Consider the following 16634-nt stretch of genomic DNA (forward strand, 5'->3'; position numbering starts at 1 on the left):
AGGAAAATTTTATGAAAAAATATATTTATATAGCAGTATTATCAATCTTATTAATCTTAACATTATTTTCTTGCCAAAAAATAGATCCATTATTAGGAAATAGTGATATATCAGGTATTTCTGTTTTAAATGATTCAAATAATCATGAGAATATAAAAATTTCTATTGAAGGATTAGAAAACGGTTTTAGCCCTATAGATGCTATCTCTACTATAAGTGCTACATTATCCGATAAAAATGGTAATTTTTCATTAGAAAACATCCCTGCTGGAAATTATATTATTAAAGCAGAAAAAAATGGATATTTTCCAACAAAAAAATTTATCAACGTAGAAGATAATAAAGAAATAACTTTAGATAGTACCTTAGTATTATATCCTTTGAGTGATTACGGAACTCTAAATGGTAACGTAAAATACATAGATAAATCAGACAATACTGGTATTTTATTGGAAATAAGAACACCTAAAGGTGAACCATTACCTGATATGTATACTTTTTCAGATAAAAATGGAAATTATTCATTTGAATTTGTACCTGTTGGAAATTATGTTATTTATGCACACGATCCTTCAAAAAATTCAAAATATTCAGCTGACGCAGCTCCAATATTAATTGAAAACTTAAAAAATACTGTTGCTCCAAATCTAATATTAAGAAAAGCATCAGAACATGTTGTCATCTTTAGAGATATTGCTGCATGGGGTGCTTCGGATGCTATACCAAATATTTTAAAAGATATGGATTTTACAGAAGGCACTGGTTTACATCAATATGAAATAAAAAATTCAACGGATATGAACAATTTAAGTAGTTTTAATACTTCATGGTCAATAATAATAGAAGGAGATCAAACAACAGATTTTTATAATATATATAAAGAAAATTCAAATAAATTTGATACATTTGTTAGAAATGGTGGAACTTTATTTTGGATAGCTTGTGATAACGGTTGGAATTCAGGAGATTTTACTGGAACTTTACCTGGTGGAATAACTTGGAGAGATACTTATGATAGTTATAATGATTTAGTTAATAAAACTCATCCATTATTAGAAGGATTCCCATTTGATCGTTCTTTAGAAGGAAATTATGCAAGTCATGGAGGGTTTGATAATTTAAAAAATGCAAATATTGAAAACTTAGTTGTATTTATTAAAGAACATACTACAAGTGAACAATATCCAACATATATAGAATATAGATATGGAAACGGAAGAGTTGTTTCATCAACAACACCTTTAGAATTTTACATAAATCATTCAGATTATGATAATGATTGGTATATTTTACTTCTTAGAAGATCCATTGAATATGTATTTAATTTACCTCTTAGTCCAGTTAATATAAACCCACCTGCTTATACACTATCAAATTAATTTATAATATTAATAGTACTTAATAAAATACTTCCTTAATGGAAGTATTTTATTATATAAAACTATAAATAATTATCTTAAAATTTTAATACAATGTAAAAAAATAACATTGTTTATTTTTTATTAATTTTTTTATTATTTTAAATTTAAACAATAAAAAAATTAAAAAAATAAAAGTATTACTTGACTTTTTTTATAAAAAATAGTATAATTTTTAAAATAAAAAAATTATACATAAGGAGGTATTTTATGTTAAAAGCAATTAAACTTGTGAAAGAATTCGGAAATTACAAAGCAGTAAACGAAGTCACTTTAAATATTAAAAAAGGAGAAATTTATGGCTTTTTAGGACCTAATGGAGCAGGAAAAACAACAACTATTAGAATGCTCACTGGAACACTCAAACCAACCTCTGGAGATGTTGAAATTTTAAATCTAAATTTATTTAATAATGAATTAGAAATTAAAAGAAGAATTGGTGTTGTACCAGATGAACCAAAAATGTATGAAAATCTAAAAGGTTTTGAATACATAGAATTTATAATGGGAATATACAAATTAAATAAAGATGAAACTAAAAAAAGATTTGATGAAATTTGTGATGCTTTTGAAATTGATTATTTAAATAATTATATAGGTGACTTTTCTCATGGTATGAAACAAAAATTAATGGTTGCTTCTGTTTTAATGAGAAAACCTGAAGTAATATTTTTAGATGAACCAACAGTTGGATTGGATGCAAGATCAGCAAAAATATTAAAAGAACTTTTACATAAATATAGAGATGAAGGAATGACAATCTTTTTAACAACTCATATACTTGAAATTGCCGAAAAGATGTGTGATAGAATAGGAATAATAAAAGAGGGTAGAATGCTTGCAGAAGGTACAATTGAAGAATTGAGAAATTCTACAGAAAATAAAGGTTCTCTTGAAGATATTTTCTTAGAACTAACTGGTGATGACAGTATAGAAGATGTCATAAAAGAACTTTAAGGAGTGGTTTTAATATGAGTGATTTATCTTTATTAATAAAATATTCATTTCAAAATAAATCAAGATATTCAAAAAAGAAAAAAAATGGTAAAGAAAGAAAACCAACAAATCCCATTATTTCTATAATATTAACTTTGTCTATATCTGCAACATTAGGATTAATATTAGCTCCAATTTACTATTATGCTTTTAAAAATAGTGCTATACCATTGACTAAATTTGGTATACAATCTACATATAATTTTGTAGATATAATTTTTTCATCTACATATATTGGATTAGGAATAATGTTTTTGATGACTTTTTCTTCATATTTAGTAGTAAATTTATATGATGGAGATATGACTGAGTTATTTTTGACAATGCCAATAAAGAGATCAACAATTTTTTTATCAGCAGCAATAGATAGCTTAATATTATCAGGTATGCCTCTTGGAATGTTAATTCCTCTTTCAATAGTTCACGCAATAATTTTAAAAGGAAGCATAATAGCTTCAATATTATCTATAACTTTATTTGTTTACTTATTGGGAATATTAGCATTAATTATTTCTATGTTGTTATCGCTTTTTATTGGTAAAACAGCAGCAAAAAGAACTGCTATGTTAATGAGTTTTGGAAGTTTATTAATATATATCATTTCTACAAATTTAATTTCTAAAATAAAAACTACCGATCCAAAAGTTTTTGTTGACGGAATAAAAGGTGCTCTTAATTTTATACTTTTCCCTGCTTTTCCACATACTCAAATGATAAATGGAATAAATGGAAATTATTCCAGTATAGCAATTATGATTATTTTTAGTATAATTTTTACTTTTGTTTTTTATTACTTTTCTAATAAAATGGACTTTGGAATGAAATCTAAAAAAAGTTCAAAAAAGATTAAAAATATAAAAATAAGTGGAATGCCTCTTTTGAAAAAAGACTTGAAATTATTATCTAGAGATTCACAATCAATATTTATGATTTTTTATCCTATTGCATTATCTGCAATATTCTTCTTTACGGGAAATAATAGTATAACCTTTATATCTATAATGTTTATAATAATAGCTGCTTTTTATTCTGCTTATTTAACAATTATAATGCTTGCAGAAGATACAAAAATTTGGCCTTTGCCAAGATTATTTCCAGTAAAAATTAGTACTATTGTTAATAGAAAAATTATAATCCCAGTAACAATTTTTATGTTAGAATACTTTGCTGTATTAATATTTTTAGGTATAAAAGATAAATTAGATATTTCTGGAATATTTTTTATTGTTCCTATGCTTATAATAATGTTTTATTCTTCAATATTTGGTGCAAGACTATTTTTAAAAAATCCAAAAAGAGATACTAAACAAAAAAATATCTTATCCACTAAAGAAATTTTTATGCTTGAAGGTGTTTCTATGGGATATTCATTAATAATATTTGTTTTATTAACTTTTGAACAAATGTTAATAAAGCATGGACCATTTTGGATTTTTAAAAATATACCTATAATTTTTTCACATTTAATATTTTTAGGAATACCTATAATTTTAATACTATTTATTCTTTCTAAAACAAGAAAAGAAATGAATAAAATAAAAAAATTAATAGAAAGTTGGGAATAGGGGCTTTTAGCCCCTATTTTCAATTAAATATTTCCAAAATCTATTTGGAATAAATTTATTTTGCAACTTTAAATTGTATCTTTCTTCAATTGCAGTATATTTATGATAAGTCTTCCACAAGTTTTGAAATTTAATTTCGTTTTGATGGTATTCATCACTTAAATTTAAATTTTTTACTTGCATAAATTCAACCTTTTTATCATACATTACAATGTATCTTCTTTTTATATCATGAAGAATAAACTTTTCATTTTTAAATCTATTGATAAAATGCGGAGTTAGTAATGGAATAACATTATAAATTGGTTTTATTGATGAAAAAAATGTTCCATCTTTTAATTCTTTAAATCTAATCAATCCTAAATATCTATGAGCATCGTTTGTTACTTTTTTATAATATACATTTATATCTTTTACGTATGTATAACTAAATAAATTAGAAGGATCCATTTTTTTGCTCAAAGTTAAAATTAAAAATTCAAATGAACTTTTTTCAAAGCCTTTTATTTCAGATAAAAATGCATAGAATATTTTTTCTAAAACAGTTGGATAATTTTTTTTTAAATAAAGAATTAATTTTTTAGAATTTTCAAAATCAGTTGAAATAAATGCAGAATTTAATAATGAATTATCTTCATTATTTATATTTTGTGGAATTATTTTTTTTCTTATTAAATAGTAAAATAAACTCATCAATCCTTCAAAACTTCCATCATATTGATAAATCATTTAATAAGTCCTTTCTGGAATATTTTTTAAAAATAATGGTATACTTTTATTTTTTGAACTTAAAACATTTTTTAAGTTCTTTGGATCTTTAAAAATATAACCTTGAAATTTACCATTACAGGTTATAAAATACTTTGCTCTTTTTAAAACTACCCTTATCTTTTTTAAAATTTCAAAGTTAATATTTTCATATTTTCTGGTTTTAATTATTTTTAATGCAGAATTTATGCCAATACCAGGAACTCTAATTAACATTTCATAAGGTGCTTTGTTTACTTCAATTGGAAATAAATTAAAGTTTCTTATAGCCCACATTGATTTTGGATCTAATTTTTCATTTAAAAATGGCTCATTTTCATCTAAAATTTCATTAGCACTGAATTTATAATATCGCAAAAGCCAATCAGCTTGATATAATCTATGCTCTCTTAATAGTGAAGCATTTTTTTGTGGTAGTTTTGAATCTGTATTTACTTTAATAAATGCAGAATAATAAACTCTTTTTAAATTAAAGTTTTTATATAATTTTTCAGATAAATTTATTATAGTTTTATCACTATCTGGAGATGCTCCTATTATCATTTGTGTGCTTTGTCCTGCTGGCACAAATGAAGGAGCAGTTTTAAATTTTTTTCTTTCACTAATGCTCACTAAAGCATTTGAACCAATATATTTCATAGGTTTTAATATATTTTCTTTGCTTTTATCAGGAGCTAAAACCGCCAAACTTTTTTGTGTTGGCAATTCAATATTTACACTCATTCTATCTGCATAAAAACCAGCTTTTCTTATTAATTCTTTATCAGCACCTGGTATGGCTTTTAAATGTATATAACCATTAAAATTTTTTTCTCTTAATTTTTTTACTACAATAAACATTTTTTCCATTGTATAGTTTGCTGATTTTATTATTCCAGAACTTAAAAATAATCCTTCTATATAATTTCTCTTATAAAAGGATAAAGTTAAATTTACTAATTCTTCAGGAGAAAAAGTAGTTCTTTTTATGTTGTTACTCTTTCTATTTATACAATAAGCACAGTCAAATTTACAATAATTTGTATATAAAACTTTTAATAAAGATATACATCTTCCATCAGCAGCCCAGCTATGGCAAATTCCAGATTTTTCAGTATTACCAATTCCATCAATATTTAATCTCTCACTTCCACTTGAAGAACAAGATACATCGTATTTAGCCGATGAAGACAAAATTTTTAATTTTTCATTTAAGTCCATAAAATTCACCTCTTATACATATGTATAATTACATTATATACTTTTTCTAAAAGAAAGTCAACTTAACTTTTTTGTAACTATATTTGACTATGAAAATGATAAAATTAAAATAAATGGGGGTGAAAGTATGAACTTAGAACTTGGAAGAAAAAAAATCAAATGGGTTGAAAAATATATGAAAGTTGTAAATTATTTAAGAGATATGTATATAAATGAAAAACCTTTTAATGGAGTTAAAGTTGCAATGAGTATTCATTTGGAAGCAAAAACAGCTTATCTTGCAACAATATTAAAACAACTTGGTGCAGATGTGGCAATTACTGGTAGTAATCCATTAACAACTCAACCTGAAGTTGCAGAAGCATTAAAAGAATATGGAATACATGTATATGCTGAAAAAACATTAGATGAAGATATTTACTGGAAAAATATGGATAAGGTATTAGAATTTAATCCAAACATAATAATAGATGATGGTGCTGACCTTGGAATAAGATTGATTGAAAAATTTCCGGAAAAAATTGAAAACCTTTGGGGAATTTGTGAAGAAACCACAACAGGAGTAAAAAGATATAAAGCACTTTATAATGATGGTAAATTATCTGTTCCTTTAATAGCTATAAATGATTCATACATGAAATACTTGTTTGACAATAGATATGGAACTGGGCAATCAACTTGGGATGGTATAATAAGATCTACTAATATAACGGTTACTGGAAAAAATGTAGTTGTTGGTGGATATGGTTGGTGCGGAAGAGGCATTGCAATGAGAGCTAAAGGTCTTGGCGCTAATGTTATCATTACAGAAATTGATCCAATAAAGGCAAATGAAGCTATAATGGATGGATTTAGAGTTATGAAAATGAATGAAGCTTGTAAAATAGGAGATATATTTGTAACAGCAACAGGAGATATTGATATAATAACAGAAAAACAATTTTTAAACATGAAAGATGGAGTTATACTTGCTAATTCAGGTCATTTTGATGTTGAAGTTAAAGTTGCTGATTTAGAAAAAATAAAAGTAGAAAAAAAAGAAGTAAGACCTGGTGTGGAAGAATATGTACTCCCTAATGGGAAAAGTGTATTTCTACTTGGAAAAGGTCGTTTAGTAAATTTAACAAATGCAGACGGACACCCAATTGAAATAATGGACTTATCTTTTGCTCTTCAACTTGAAGGAGCTAAGTATATAATGGAAAATTATAAAAATATGGATATTTCTATAAAACCAATACCTTATGATATAGATAAAAAAGTAGCTTCTATAAAATTAAAAACTATTGGCATTGAAATTGATACATTGAGTGAAGATCAAAAAAATTATTTAAATAGTTGGAAGTAAATTTATAGTATTACACATATTTTATAAAAAATATTAAACTAAAAAGTGCTTGATTTCAACTGAACTTTTGAATCAAGCACTTTTTAATTAATTTTTAATTTACTTTATTTGTATTTTGAAAGATAAAAATGTATTTATTAAAAAGCATTTTTTATAATATAAAAATTATTTGGTAAAGTGTATTTTCCTAATAAATCCTCATTTTTTATTATTACATTGTTTTTTCCAACAATTTTTCCAGAAAAAATCATTTTTGAACACAAACAAGTTTTTCCATCATTTAAAAATAAATTATAATTTTCAGAATCTATTTTATTATCTTCTATATCAGCATATATTTTTCCATTTAAAGATACTGCATAATTATATATATTAATAATTTCATTATCAAATATATTTGAATTTATATCTCCAAGAAAAACTACTCCATTAACACAATATTTTATACTATTATTTATTATTTTAGATTCTGTATGCATTGAAGTAGATATTATTATAGCATTAGCATAATCTGAAATTTTATTATTTTTAATAGTAGTCATATTATTTCTAAATAAGTGTATTCCTGAATTTGAAATATAAATTTCTTTACCATTTTCTGATTTTTTTGTTTTACCTGATAACTTAGAATTTTCCATAGAAAAATCATTATTAAATAGGTATCCAAAAATTGCATCTTTAGAAGAATAAATTTCAACATTATTTAAATGTACACCAGCATTTATTATATTTATTCCAGTTCCTGGAGAAGTAATTTTTATATTAGATATATTAACATTTGAAGAATCATAAATTTTAAAAACTGATTTATCATTATTTTTAGGTTGAATTAAAACATCATCTTCTCCTTTAATATTTACATCTTTTGTTATTATTACATTTTCTCGATAAGTACCTTTTTCTAAAATTATAGTATCTCCAATTTTTGCATTGTTTAATGCTTCTTGAATAGTTTTATATTTAGAATTTACACATCCAACTTTAATATCTGTAGAAAAGCCTAAAACACTTATTATTATTAATAAAAATATAAAGTATTTATTTTTCATTTTTAACCTCCTAAAATATAAAGTGAACTTCTAATTATTTTTACATGGATAAATTGTTATAGTTTTAAACTTCACACATTGCCATTCTCCATAAAATTGACATCCTGCAGCAGCTACAGCAATGCAAGCAGCATATGCTGGCGGAGTTTCTTCAAGTGCGTAGCATGGTAATTTTGCTACTTTAAAACAATTTTGATCAAAATAAGGTGGTTTATAAACTTTTTTTACACAAACAGCTCTTGTAACTGGTTTAGAATACTATCATCACACTTTGATCAATAACTCCGTTAAAATTTGCAAATACATTCATTGATATCATAGTTAATAAAAAAGTAAAAAATATTAACCATGATGTTCTCTTTTTCGTTTTTCTCACTTTTTCTCCTCCTCACTTGTATTTTTAATAGCAAAGCTATTAGTATTAAAAATAATATAGTTATAATATAATAAATTGTTTCTCCATACTTAGAATAAAATATTTGTTCTACAATTCATAATAAATTATTTTTGTTTCAATAAATTTTTTAAAACTTTCCCATTGTTGTTTATTATTTTCGTTATTCTTGAGTTCATTAATTTGGTTATATACACGTTATTTTTTGATGTTCTAAACTTTGTGGATACCAACACTGTGTATGGTATACTTGAACATCAATAACATTATATCAAAAAAAAACGTTGTCAACTATTTTTATAAAATAATCAATATTTTTACTAAAATGCAATATAATAAATTTAATTTATATCATTGCTTTTATTTTTTTATGTTATTATTAATCTTTCTCATTATACACTATTTTTTTACCTTTAAACTTACAATTTTGTAAGTTTGTTTTGCTAATTTTTTTTGTATAAACATATGATTTATTAATTTATGGTATAATAAAACGAGGTGATAAAAATGAAAAAAAGGCTTCCAATAGGACAAAGCGATTTTAAAACTATAATAGAAGAAGATATGTACTTTGTAGATAAAAGCTTGTTAATTAAAGAAGTTATTGAAAGTGGAAATGTTTTATTAATAACAAGACCAAGAAGGTTTGGTAAAACTCTCAGTCAATCTATGATGAAGTACTTTTTTGATATTACTCAAAATAACGAATACCTCTTTAAAAACTTAAAGATTTATAAAGAAAAAAATATAATAGAAAAACATTTGAATAAACATCCTGTTATATACATCACCTTTAAGGATTTAAAATCTAATAACTTAAAGAAAATGCATGATTTATTAATTTCTGAACTTTCAACTTTGTACATTGATCATAAGTATGTTTTAAATGTTTTGGATGAAGAAGAAAAATTAGTATATAAATCAATAACCTTAAAAAAAGCTAATGATTCTGAATATGAAAACTCTATAAGAAACTTGTCAAAGTATATGGAAAGATACTATAGTAAAAAGGTAATAATATTAATAGATGAATACGATACTCCAATTCAACAAGCTTACTTACATGGATACTATGATGAAATAATATCTTTAATTGGTAACTTATTTGGCATGGCTTTAAAAGACAATGTATACCTTGAAAAAGCAGTTCTTACTGGTATAACAAGAGTTTCTAAAGAAAGCATCTTTACTGGTGTGAATAACTTAGAAGTTTCTACTGTATTAAATGAACTATTCAATGATAAGTATGGATTAACTAAAGAAGAAGTTGAAGAAACACTTAAGTATTATGAACTTGAATATGAAGAAGATGAAGTTATAAATTGGTACAATGGTTATAACTTTGGTGGTGTTGAAATTTACAATCCTTTTTCTATAGTAACTCTTGCAAAGAATAAAGGTAAAATAAGACCATATTGGATGAATACGAGTGGAAATTTCTTGGTTAAACAATTAATAAAACAAGGAAGTGCTGAATTAAAAGATAAAATTGAAAAACTAATAAATGGTGAAGAAATTGAAAGTACAATAAATGAAACTATGGTTTATGGAGACTTAAATAACAACTTAGAAGAGTCTGTATGGACATTATTTTTATTCAGCGGATATTTAAAATGGACAAAAAATATAAATCATGATTATGAAAGATATACTTTAAAGATACCAAATAAAGAAGTAAAAATATTTTATAATAAAACTGTAGTATCTATGCTTGAAGAAGAAAGAATAAAGTTTGATAATATGTTATTAAATCTAAAAGTAGGAAGAATAAAAACCTTTACAGATCAATTTAAAGATTTAACGATGAACACATTGAGTTACTTTGATGTTAGTGGAAAGGAACCAGAAAGATTTTATCATGGACTAATACTTGGAATGAGTGTTGGTTTAAAAGAAAAGTACATAATAAAGAGTAATAGAGAAACAGGCCTTGGAAGAGCAGATGTTATTTTAATTCCAAAAGATAAAACAGATAAGGGAATAATTATTGAGTTTAAAAAGTACAATAGAGATGAAGATAAAAGTTTAAAAGACAGTGCAAAAAATGGACTAAATCAAATAAATGAAAAGAAGTATGAAGAAGAAATAAAAAGTTATGGAATAAATAACATAATAAAAGTTTCAATAGCTTTTGATAAAAAAGAAGTTGAAATTATTAGTAATTTGGATAAAGGTATTGAATTAACTCCAGAAGAAAAAATAGCTAAAGAAATGATAAAAAAAGGATTAGATATAAATATGATTTCTGAATTAACAGGTATTTCAATAGAAAAACTTAAAAATATGCTTAATAAATAACAATCTAAATAGAAAATAAATATAAAAAATTTAATAAAAATGCACGATTAAAACGTGCATTTTTATTATAAATATAAGTCATAAAAACTAATATTAAAACTTATTTTTAATTTTTTAAAAAAAATTTATACATTATAAAAAATATTTTTTTATTATAAAATAAATATATTTAAAATTTCTTTAATTTCTTGCAATATAAGTTGTATGTAATAATTTATGTGCTAATTCGCTATTTGGTTCTCCTAAAAATTCTTTATAAAGTTCTTGAACAGCTGGATTTTCATGAGATTTTCTTATTTTTAATTCTCTATCAATATCATAAATAGCTGTCATTCTTTCTAAAATAGTTTCATCATTTGTAGGTATTGGCTGTCCTCCACCACCAATACAACCTCCTGGACATGCCATGAATTCAACAAATTGATATGTTTTTTCACCAGATTTTATCATTTCTAATAATTTTCTTGCATTTCCCAATCCATTTGCAATGGCTATATTTAATTTATGAGTCCCTATTGTAATAGTAGCTTCTTTTATTCCTTTTATTCCGCGAACTACATTAAAATCTAATGATTCGAGTTCTTGACCTGTAAGAACTTCATAAGCAGTTCTCAAAGCAGCTTCCATTACTCCTCCAGTTGCTCCAAAAAGTACTGCTGCACCAGAAGATTTGCCAAGTGGATCATCATATTTACTCTCTGGAAGATTTAATAAATCTATTCCAGCTTCTTTGAACATTTTTCCCAATTCACGTGTTGTAAGAACATAATCAACATCCCCTTTTAATTCTGGTCTTGTTCGTTCATATTTTTTTGCTGTACAAGGCATTATTGATACTACTATTATATTTTCTTTATCTATTCTCATTTTTTCAGCATAAAATGATTTTACTATTGAACCAAACATTTGTTGTGGAGATTTACAGGTAGATAAATTCGGAATAAATTCTGGGTAATTATGTTCTAAAAACTTTATCCATCCTGGACTACAAGACGTAAATATTGGAAGATTTTTATTACTTTTAAATCTTTTTATAAATTCAGTTCCTTCTTCCATTATAGTTAAATCAGCAGCAAAATTTGTATCAAAAACTTTATCAAAACCGAGTAATTTTAATCCAGATACAAGTTGACCAGTTGTTGTACTACCAGGCTTTTCATTAAATTCTTCTGATATAGCAACACGCACTGCTGGAGCTGTTTGAACAACAACATGTTTTTCTGGATCTTCTATAGCTTTCCAAACACTATCAATATGATATACTTCATGAAGAGCACCACTTGGGCATTCTAAAATACATTGTCCACAATTTGTGCAATCAACATTTCCCATTCCTCTATCCATATAAGTGGTCACATGTGTATTTGGACCTTTATTAGCTATAGTTAAAATATTTACATTTTGTACCTCAGAACATTTTCTTACACATCTATTACAAACTATACATTTTGATGGTTCTCTAACTATTGAAAAACTACTATTATCTATTAATTCTTCTTTTGGAATAGGAGGTATTCTTATATTAATCACACCAATTTCTTGTGCAACTTCTCTTATTTCACAATTATCAGCTCTTGGACAATTTAAACAGTTTAAATCACAACTAATACTATGCGATGAAATAATTAATTCCATTATTATCTTTCTAACTCTTCTAACTTTTTCACTATGCGTTTTTATATTCATACCATCTTTTATTTTAGTAACACAAGAAGGCATTAAAGTTTTTTTACCTTCAACTTCAACGGAACATAATCTACAGCTTCCATAAGGAGCAAGTTTTTCATTATAACATAGTGTTGGAACTTTTATATGTGCTTTCTTGGTTGCTTCAAGTATAGATAATTCTTCATCAAATTCAAAGATTTGATTATTTATGGTAACTTTCATATTTTCACCTTCTCTATATAAAACTTTTCAAGTATAGACGCAATTAAATTTACAGAAGATTGTCCAAATCCACAGCGAGCGGCTAATCCTATTGCTTCCTTAATTTCATTAATTATTTTTATATCTTTAGAATTTATTTTTTTATTATTATTAAAATTTTCTAATATTTTATTTATATTTCTATTTCCCTCTCTACAAGGAAAACAAGTTCCACATGTTTCATTTTTAAAAAAATCAGAAACATTTTTAATTATTTCAAGATAATTTCTTTGGTTTGATACTACAATCATTCCACCTGAACCCAAAGAACTTCCAGAATTTGAAATGTCTTCATAAGTATAGAGAATATTCAATTCACTTTCAGAAAGTGCTTGAGTTGCAATTCCACCTGGAATTACAAAACCAATATTACCTATTTTCATGCCACCACCAAATTCATTTATTATTTCTTTTATTGTCATTTTTCCAAATTCAATTTCATAAACTCCAGGATTATTTATATCTCCACTCAATGAAATTAATTTTGTACCTCTACTTTCAGAAGTTCCAAGAGTAGTATAAGGATTATTTTCATATTTCATTATTTCTGCTGCAGCAGATAAACTTTCAACATTATTTACTATTGTAGGTTTTTTATACAACCCACTCTCTATTGGAAGAGGAGGTTTTATTCTTGAACGACCTCTTTCTCCTTCTATAGAATTTATTAAAGACGTTTCATCTCCACAAACATAAGCTCCTGCTCCACGAACTAACTTTAAATCAAAATTAAAATTAGAATTTAAAATATTTTTTCCTAATAAATTTTTTTCATACATTAATTCTATAGTTTCTTTAATTTTTTTTATAGCTTTTTCATATTCTCCTCTTATATAAATATATCCATAATTTGAATTTGTTGCATAACCAGAAATTATTATTCCTTCTATAACTTTAAAAGGCATATTTTCCATTAAAAATCTATCTTTAAATGTTCCAGGTTCTCCTTCGTCTCCATTACAAATAATAAATTTCACGTCAGACTTTATAGAATATCCATACTCCCATTTTATTCCCGTTGGAAACCCAGCACCACCACGACCTCTTAATCCACTTTTTTTTATTTTTTCAATAATTTTTTCTGGACTTAATTTTAATGACTTTTTTAATCCTAAAAACTCATAATTATATAAATTTTTATTTTGATCTTTTTTTAAAAATATCTTTTCCATAAATCTCACCTCAATCTAAAGACTGTAAAATATTAACAGCCTTTTCTGGAGTTAAATAGTTATAAACAGTACTGTTTATTATCATAACTGGTCCTTCCCCACAATGTCCAAGACATTCAACTACTTCAAGTGTAAATTTTAAATCATTTGAAGTTTCACCAGAACCTATTTTTAAATAATCTTTTATAGAGTTTAATACAGCATTTGAACCATTTAATCTGCAAGAAACACTATCGCATAATCTTATTATATACTTACCAGTTGGTTTAGTATATAACATACTATAAAAGCTTATTGTTCCAAATAAATTTGCTTTTGGAATGGAACGTTCTTTTGAAATTCTGAGGATTTCTTTTTCAGGAATATAACCATAAGCATCTTGAATATCTCGAAGTTCTTCTAAAAGTTCTTTTTGAAAAAATTTTTCCATACAAATTCCCCCTTTATATTAAAAAAATTTTTAGGGAATAATATCTATGTTTAAATTTTAGAAGATAAATAATCGAAAAAGAATTTTAGGAAAGATATTATTTCAGTAACATAAATTTAATCTATATTTAAATTATAAAGTTTTTAAGTTAAAAAAACATTTCACAAATATTAAAAGTGTTTTAATTCACATAATTGTTTAATATTTATAATAAAAATACCTGATCCCTTTAAACATTAGGAATCAGGTATCTATTTATATATTTTTTATTAATTTTCCTTCCAAATTGCATAAATTCTATATGTACTTTTTATATAAGGGTTTGGTTTTTTTGTATATAAATGTACCTTGTTGTTTACAGCTACTAAGTAATTTTGTGCAAAAGTATAAATTAACACTTGTTCTTCAGCTAAAATATTATTGAATTCTTTAAATAGTTTTGTTAATTTTTCATCATCTAATAGTGTTTTCTGTTGCACCATAATTTCATCTATTCTCTTTTCATAATCTGGTACAAAATAATCTTCTTTATCAACAAACTCTTTAGTTTCTGGTGAGAAATTCCAAAAATGAAGTCCACCTTTTAATGTCCAAACATTTTCTGCAGCTGGATCAGGAGTATCTCCTGATAATCTTAGTATAACAGCATCCCATTGACCAGTTGTTATAATTTTTTGAACTAATGTATTGAATTGAATAGGAGTAAATATAACGTCTATACCAAGTTTTTGTAATGAATCTTTTAAAATATTAGCAATATCTACCCAAACTTCTGTACTAACATTTGTTTCTATAGAAAATGTAACTTGATTTCCAAATTTATCAAATAACTTTCCATTTTTTAAAACATATCCAGCTTTTCTTAAAATACTTTTGGCTTTACTTAAGCTATATTTATAATGCATTCTATTGATTGTTTCTTCATCATAATACTTTGAATCAGGTACTTCTCTTGAAAATACTGCTGCGCCCATACCATTTAACATATTGTCAACAACAGAATTTCTATCTAAAGCAAAAGAAACTGCTTTTCTAAATTCCGAATCTCTAAACCAAGCTCTTTTATATTTTTCTGGAGCATTAAAATTAAAAGCAATAAATGATGGTCCAGGATTCAACTCTCCAACTATTGTTTTATAGTTTCCTTCCTCTTCACCTGCTTTAAGTGTTGGATAGTCATTTGCAGTAATTCCCATTAAATCTAAATCTCCTGCTTTAAATCTTAATAATTCAGTTTGATTATTTGGTAATATAGTATAAATTATTTTATCTAAATAAGGTAATCTAATTCCATCTTTTGATTTAGCATAATAATTTGGATTTTTTTCTAAAACAATCCTTACGCCTTCCTTATAGTCCTTTAAAATAAATGGTCCGGATGCAACAACAGATTTTAATTGATCAACTGTCCAAGTTTGAGCTAGAGCATCTGAGCTAGAAACATGGTCTTTAAATATATGTTTTGGTAATATACTTGTACCTCCAAAAATCCCATTACCATTTCTTACTAAAGTTTTGTAAGTAAATTTTACTGTATAATTATCTACCTTTTCGATAATTGGAAGATTTTTTTCTGAATCTAAGTAAGAATCATTTCCATTAGGTGTCATGTCATTTTTAAAATAAATTTTTTCAAAAGTAAAAATAACATCATCAATTGTTAGTGGTTCTCCATCAGACCATTTTAAACCTTTTCTTAAAGTAAAATAATATGAAACTCCACCTTCTGATGTTTTTTCATATTTCCAAGATTTAGCTAAGGCTGGCTGTGTTACAAATCCATATTGATCTTGTTGTAACATACTATCTAAAAACAATGAAATAATATCATTTGATGATGTTTCTTGAGAAGTTGCAGGATTTAATGTCTTTGGACCAGATGTTGTTCCTAAAAACAAAGTATTTCCTGGAACTCCACCATCAACATCTACAACTAACCACTCTACGTCTTCTGCAAAAAATAGTATTGAAGAAATCAAAGCAATAAATACAAATAGTAACTTTTTCAATATAATCCCTCCCTAAAAAGATTAAATTACTGTTAATTTATTATAATCCTTTTAATAA

At 25.2% G+C, this 16634-nt stretch carries 13 protein-coding genes; 5 read left to right on the forward strand and 8 right to left on the reverse strand.

Going from position 1 to position 16634, the window contains the following annotated elements:
* Positions 1-11 precede the first annotated feature (11 nt).
* The 3 genes from IGS63_RS08595 to IGS63_RS08605 all read left to right on the forward strand — a co-directional run bounded on the left by IGS63_RS08595 (position 12) and on the right by IGS63_RS08605 (position 3979).
* Positions 12-1379 carry a peptidase associated/transthyretin-like domain-containing protein gene (locus IGS63_RS08595; RefSeq protein WP_190614157.1) on the forward strand — a complete coding sequence of 456 codons (1368 nt, stop codon included), beginning with the start codon at positions 12-14 and terminating at the stop codon, positions 1377-1379.
* 249 nt (positions 1380-1628) lie between these two features.
* Positions 1629-2375, forward strand: a complete 747-nt coding sequence (locus IGS63_RS08600) for an ABC transporter ATP-binding protein (RefSeq protein WP_190614159.1) — start codon at positions 1629-1631, stop codon at positions 2373-2375.
* Between the two features lie 14 nt (positions 2376-2389).
* A complete protein-coding gene (locus tag IGS63_RS08605) occupies positions 2390-3979 on the forward strand; it encodes a hypothetical protein (RefSeq protein WP_190614160.1) in 1590 nt (529 codons plus the stop codon).
* A 6-nt stretch (positions 3980-3985) separates the two neighbouring features.
* Here IGS63_RS08605 and IGS63_RS08610 read toward each other — a convergent pair whose 3' ends face one another.
* Positions 3986-4708: a TIGR03915 family putative DNA repair protein gene (locus IGS63_RS08610; protein WP_190614162.1), complete on the reverse strand. Its 723-nt coding sequence runs from the start codon at positions 4706-4708 to the stop codon at positions 3986-3988.
* Complete coding sequence (locus IGS63_RS08615; RefSeq protein WP_190614164.1) at positions 4709-5947, reverse strand: putative DNA modification/repair radical SAM protein; 1239 nt, start codon at positions 5945-5947, stop codon at positions 4709-4711.
* 127 nt (positions 5948-6074) lie between these two features.
* Between IGS63_RS08615 and IGS63_RS08620 the strand changes: the two genes are divergently transcribed.
* Positions 6075-7295, forward strand: coding sequence for an adenosylhomocysteinase (locus IGS63_RS08620; RefSeq protein WP_190614166.1), 1221 nt, complete (start codon positions 6075-6077; stop codon positions 7293-7295).
* 137 nt (positions 7296-7432) lie between these two features.
* On the opposite strand, the gene IGS63_RS08625 is transcribed toward IGS63_RS08620, so the two are convergent.
* Complete coding sequence (locus IGS63_RS08625) at positions 7433-8344, reverse strand: right-handed parallel beta-helix repeat-containing protein (protein WP_190614167.1); 912 nt, start codon at positions 8342-8344, stop codon at positions 7433-7435.
* Positions 8345-8594: 250 nt separating this feature from the next.
* Positions 8595-8720, reverse strand: a complete 126-nt coding sequence (locus IGS63_RS11790; RefSeq protein WP_269777924.1) for a hypothetical protein — start codon at positions 8718-8720, stop codon at positions 8595-8597.
* A 525-nt stretch (positions 8721-9245) separates the two neighbouring features.
* Between IGS63_RS11790 and IGS63_RS08630 the strand changes: the two genes are divergently transcribed.
* Positions 9246-11036 carry an AAA family ATPase gene (locus tag IGS63_RS08630; protein WP_232521190.1) on the forward strand — a complete coding sequence of 597 codons (1791 nt, stop codon included), beginning with the start codon at positions 9246-9248 and terminating at the stop codon, positions 11034-11036.
* Between the two features lie 180 nt (positions 11037-11216).
* Here the strand turns inward: IGS63_RS08630 and IGS63_RS08635 are convergent, their stop codons facing one another.
* From IGS63_RS08635 to IGS63_RS08650, 4 genes are all read right to left on the reverse strand, one after another.
* Positions 11217-12926 (reverse strand): NADH-dependent [FeFe] hydrogenase, group A6, encoded by a 1710-nt coding sequence (locus IGS63_RS08635; RefSeq protein WP_190614169.1) that lies wholly within the window; start codon positions 12924-12926, stop codon positions 11217-11219.
* Positions 12923-14137 (reverse strand): complex I 51 kDa subunit family protein, encoded by a 1215-nt coding sequence (locus tag IGS63_RS08640; protein WP_190614170.1) that lies wholly within the window; start codon positions 14135-14137, stop codon positions 12923-12925. The genes IGS63_RS08635 and IGS63_RS08640 overlap by 4 nt, the downstream gene beginning before the upstream one ends.
* 10 nt (positions 14138-14147) lie before the next feature.
* The gene (locus tag IGS63_RS08645) at positions 14148-14567 is read right to left on the reverse strand and encodes an NADH-quinone oxidoreductase subunit NuoE family protein (protein WP_190614172.1); all 420 of its coding nucleotides are present in this window, start codon (positions 14565-14567) and stop codon (positions 14148-14150) included.
* A gap of 269 nt (positions 14568-14836) precedes the next feature.
* Positions 14837-16576, reverse strand: coding sequence for an ABC transporter substrate-binding protein (locus IGS63_RS08650; RefSeq protein ID WP_190614174.1), 1740 nt, complete (start codon positions 16574-16576; stop codon positions 14837-14839).
* Positions 16577-16634 lie beyond the last annotated feature (58 nt).

The sequence above is a fragment of the Tepiditoga spiralis genome, assembly GCF_014701195.1.
GTDB lineage: Bacteria > Thermotogota > Thermotogae > Petrotogales > Petrotogaceae > Tepiditoga > Tepiditoga spiralis.

What these genes read in the sequence shown, in the direction of transcription:
- IGS63_RS08640 (WP_190614170.1), bottom strand. Translation starts at nt 14,137, where the DNA reads ATGGAAAAGATATTTTTAAAAAAAGATCAAAATAAAAATTTATATAAT.
- IGS63_RS08600 (WP_190614159.1), top strand. Translation starts at nt 1,629, where the DNA reads ATGTTAAAAGCAATTAAACTTGTGAAAGAATTCGGAAATTACAAAGCA.
- IGS63_RS08635 (WP_190614169.1), bottom strand. Translation starts at nt 12,926, where the DNA reads ATGAAAGTTACCATAAATAATCAAATCTTTGAATTTGATGAAGAATTA.
- IGS63_RS08630 (WP_232521190.1), top strand. Translation starts at nt 9,246, where the DNA reads ATGAAAAAAAGGCTTCCAATAGGACAAAGCGATTTTAAAACTATAATA.
- IGS63_RS08645 (WP_190614172.1), bottom strand. Translation starts at nt 14,567, where the DNA reads ATGGAAAAATTTTTTCAAAAAGAACTTTTAGAAGAACTTCGAGATATT.
- IGS63_RS08595 (WP_190614157.1), top strand. Translation starts at nt 12, where the DNA reads ATGAAAAAATATATTTATATAGCAGTATTATCAATCTTATTAATCTTA.
- IGS63_RS08625 (WP_190614167.1), bottom strand. Translation starts at nt 8,344, where the DNA reads ATGAAAAATAAATACTTTATATTTTTATTAATAATAATAAGTGTTTTA.
- IGS63_RS08615 (WP_190614164.1), bottom strand. Translation starts at nt 5,947, where the DNA reads ATGGACTTAAATGAAAAATTAAAAATTTTGTCTTCATCGGCTAAATAC.
- IGS63_RS08605 (WP_190614160.1), top strand. Translation starts at nt 2,390, where the DNA reads ATGAGTGATTTATCTTTATTAATAAAATATTCATTTCAAAATAAATCA.
- IGS63_RS08620 (WP_190614166.1), top strand. Translation starts at nt 6,075, where the DNA reads ATGAACTTAGAACTTGGAAGAAAAAAAATCAAATGGGTTGAAAAATAT.
- IGS63_RS08610 (WP_190614162.1), bottom strand. Translation starts at nt 4,708, where the DNA reads ATGATTTATCAATATGATGGAAGTTTTGAAGGATTGATGAGTTTATTT.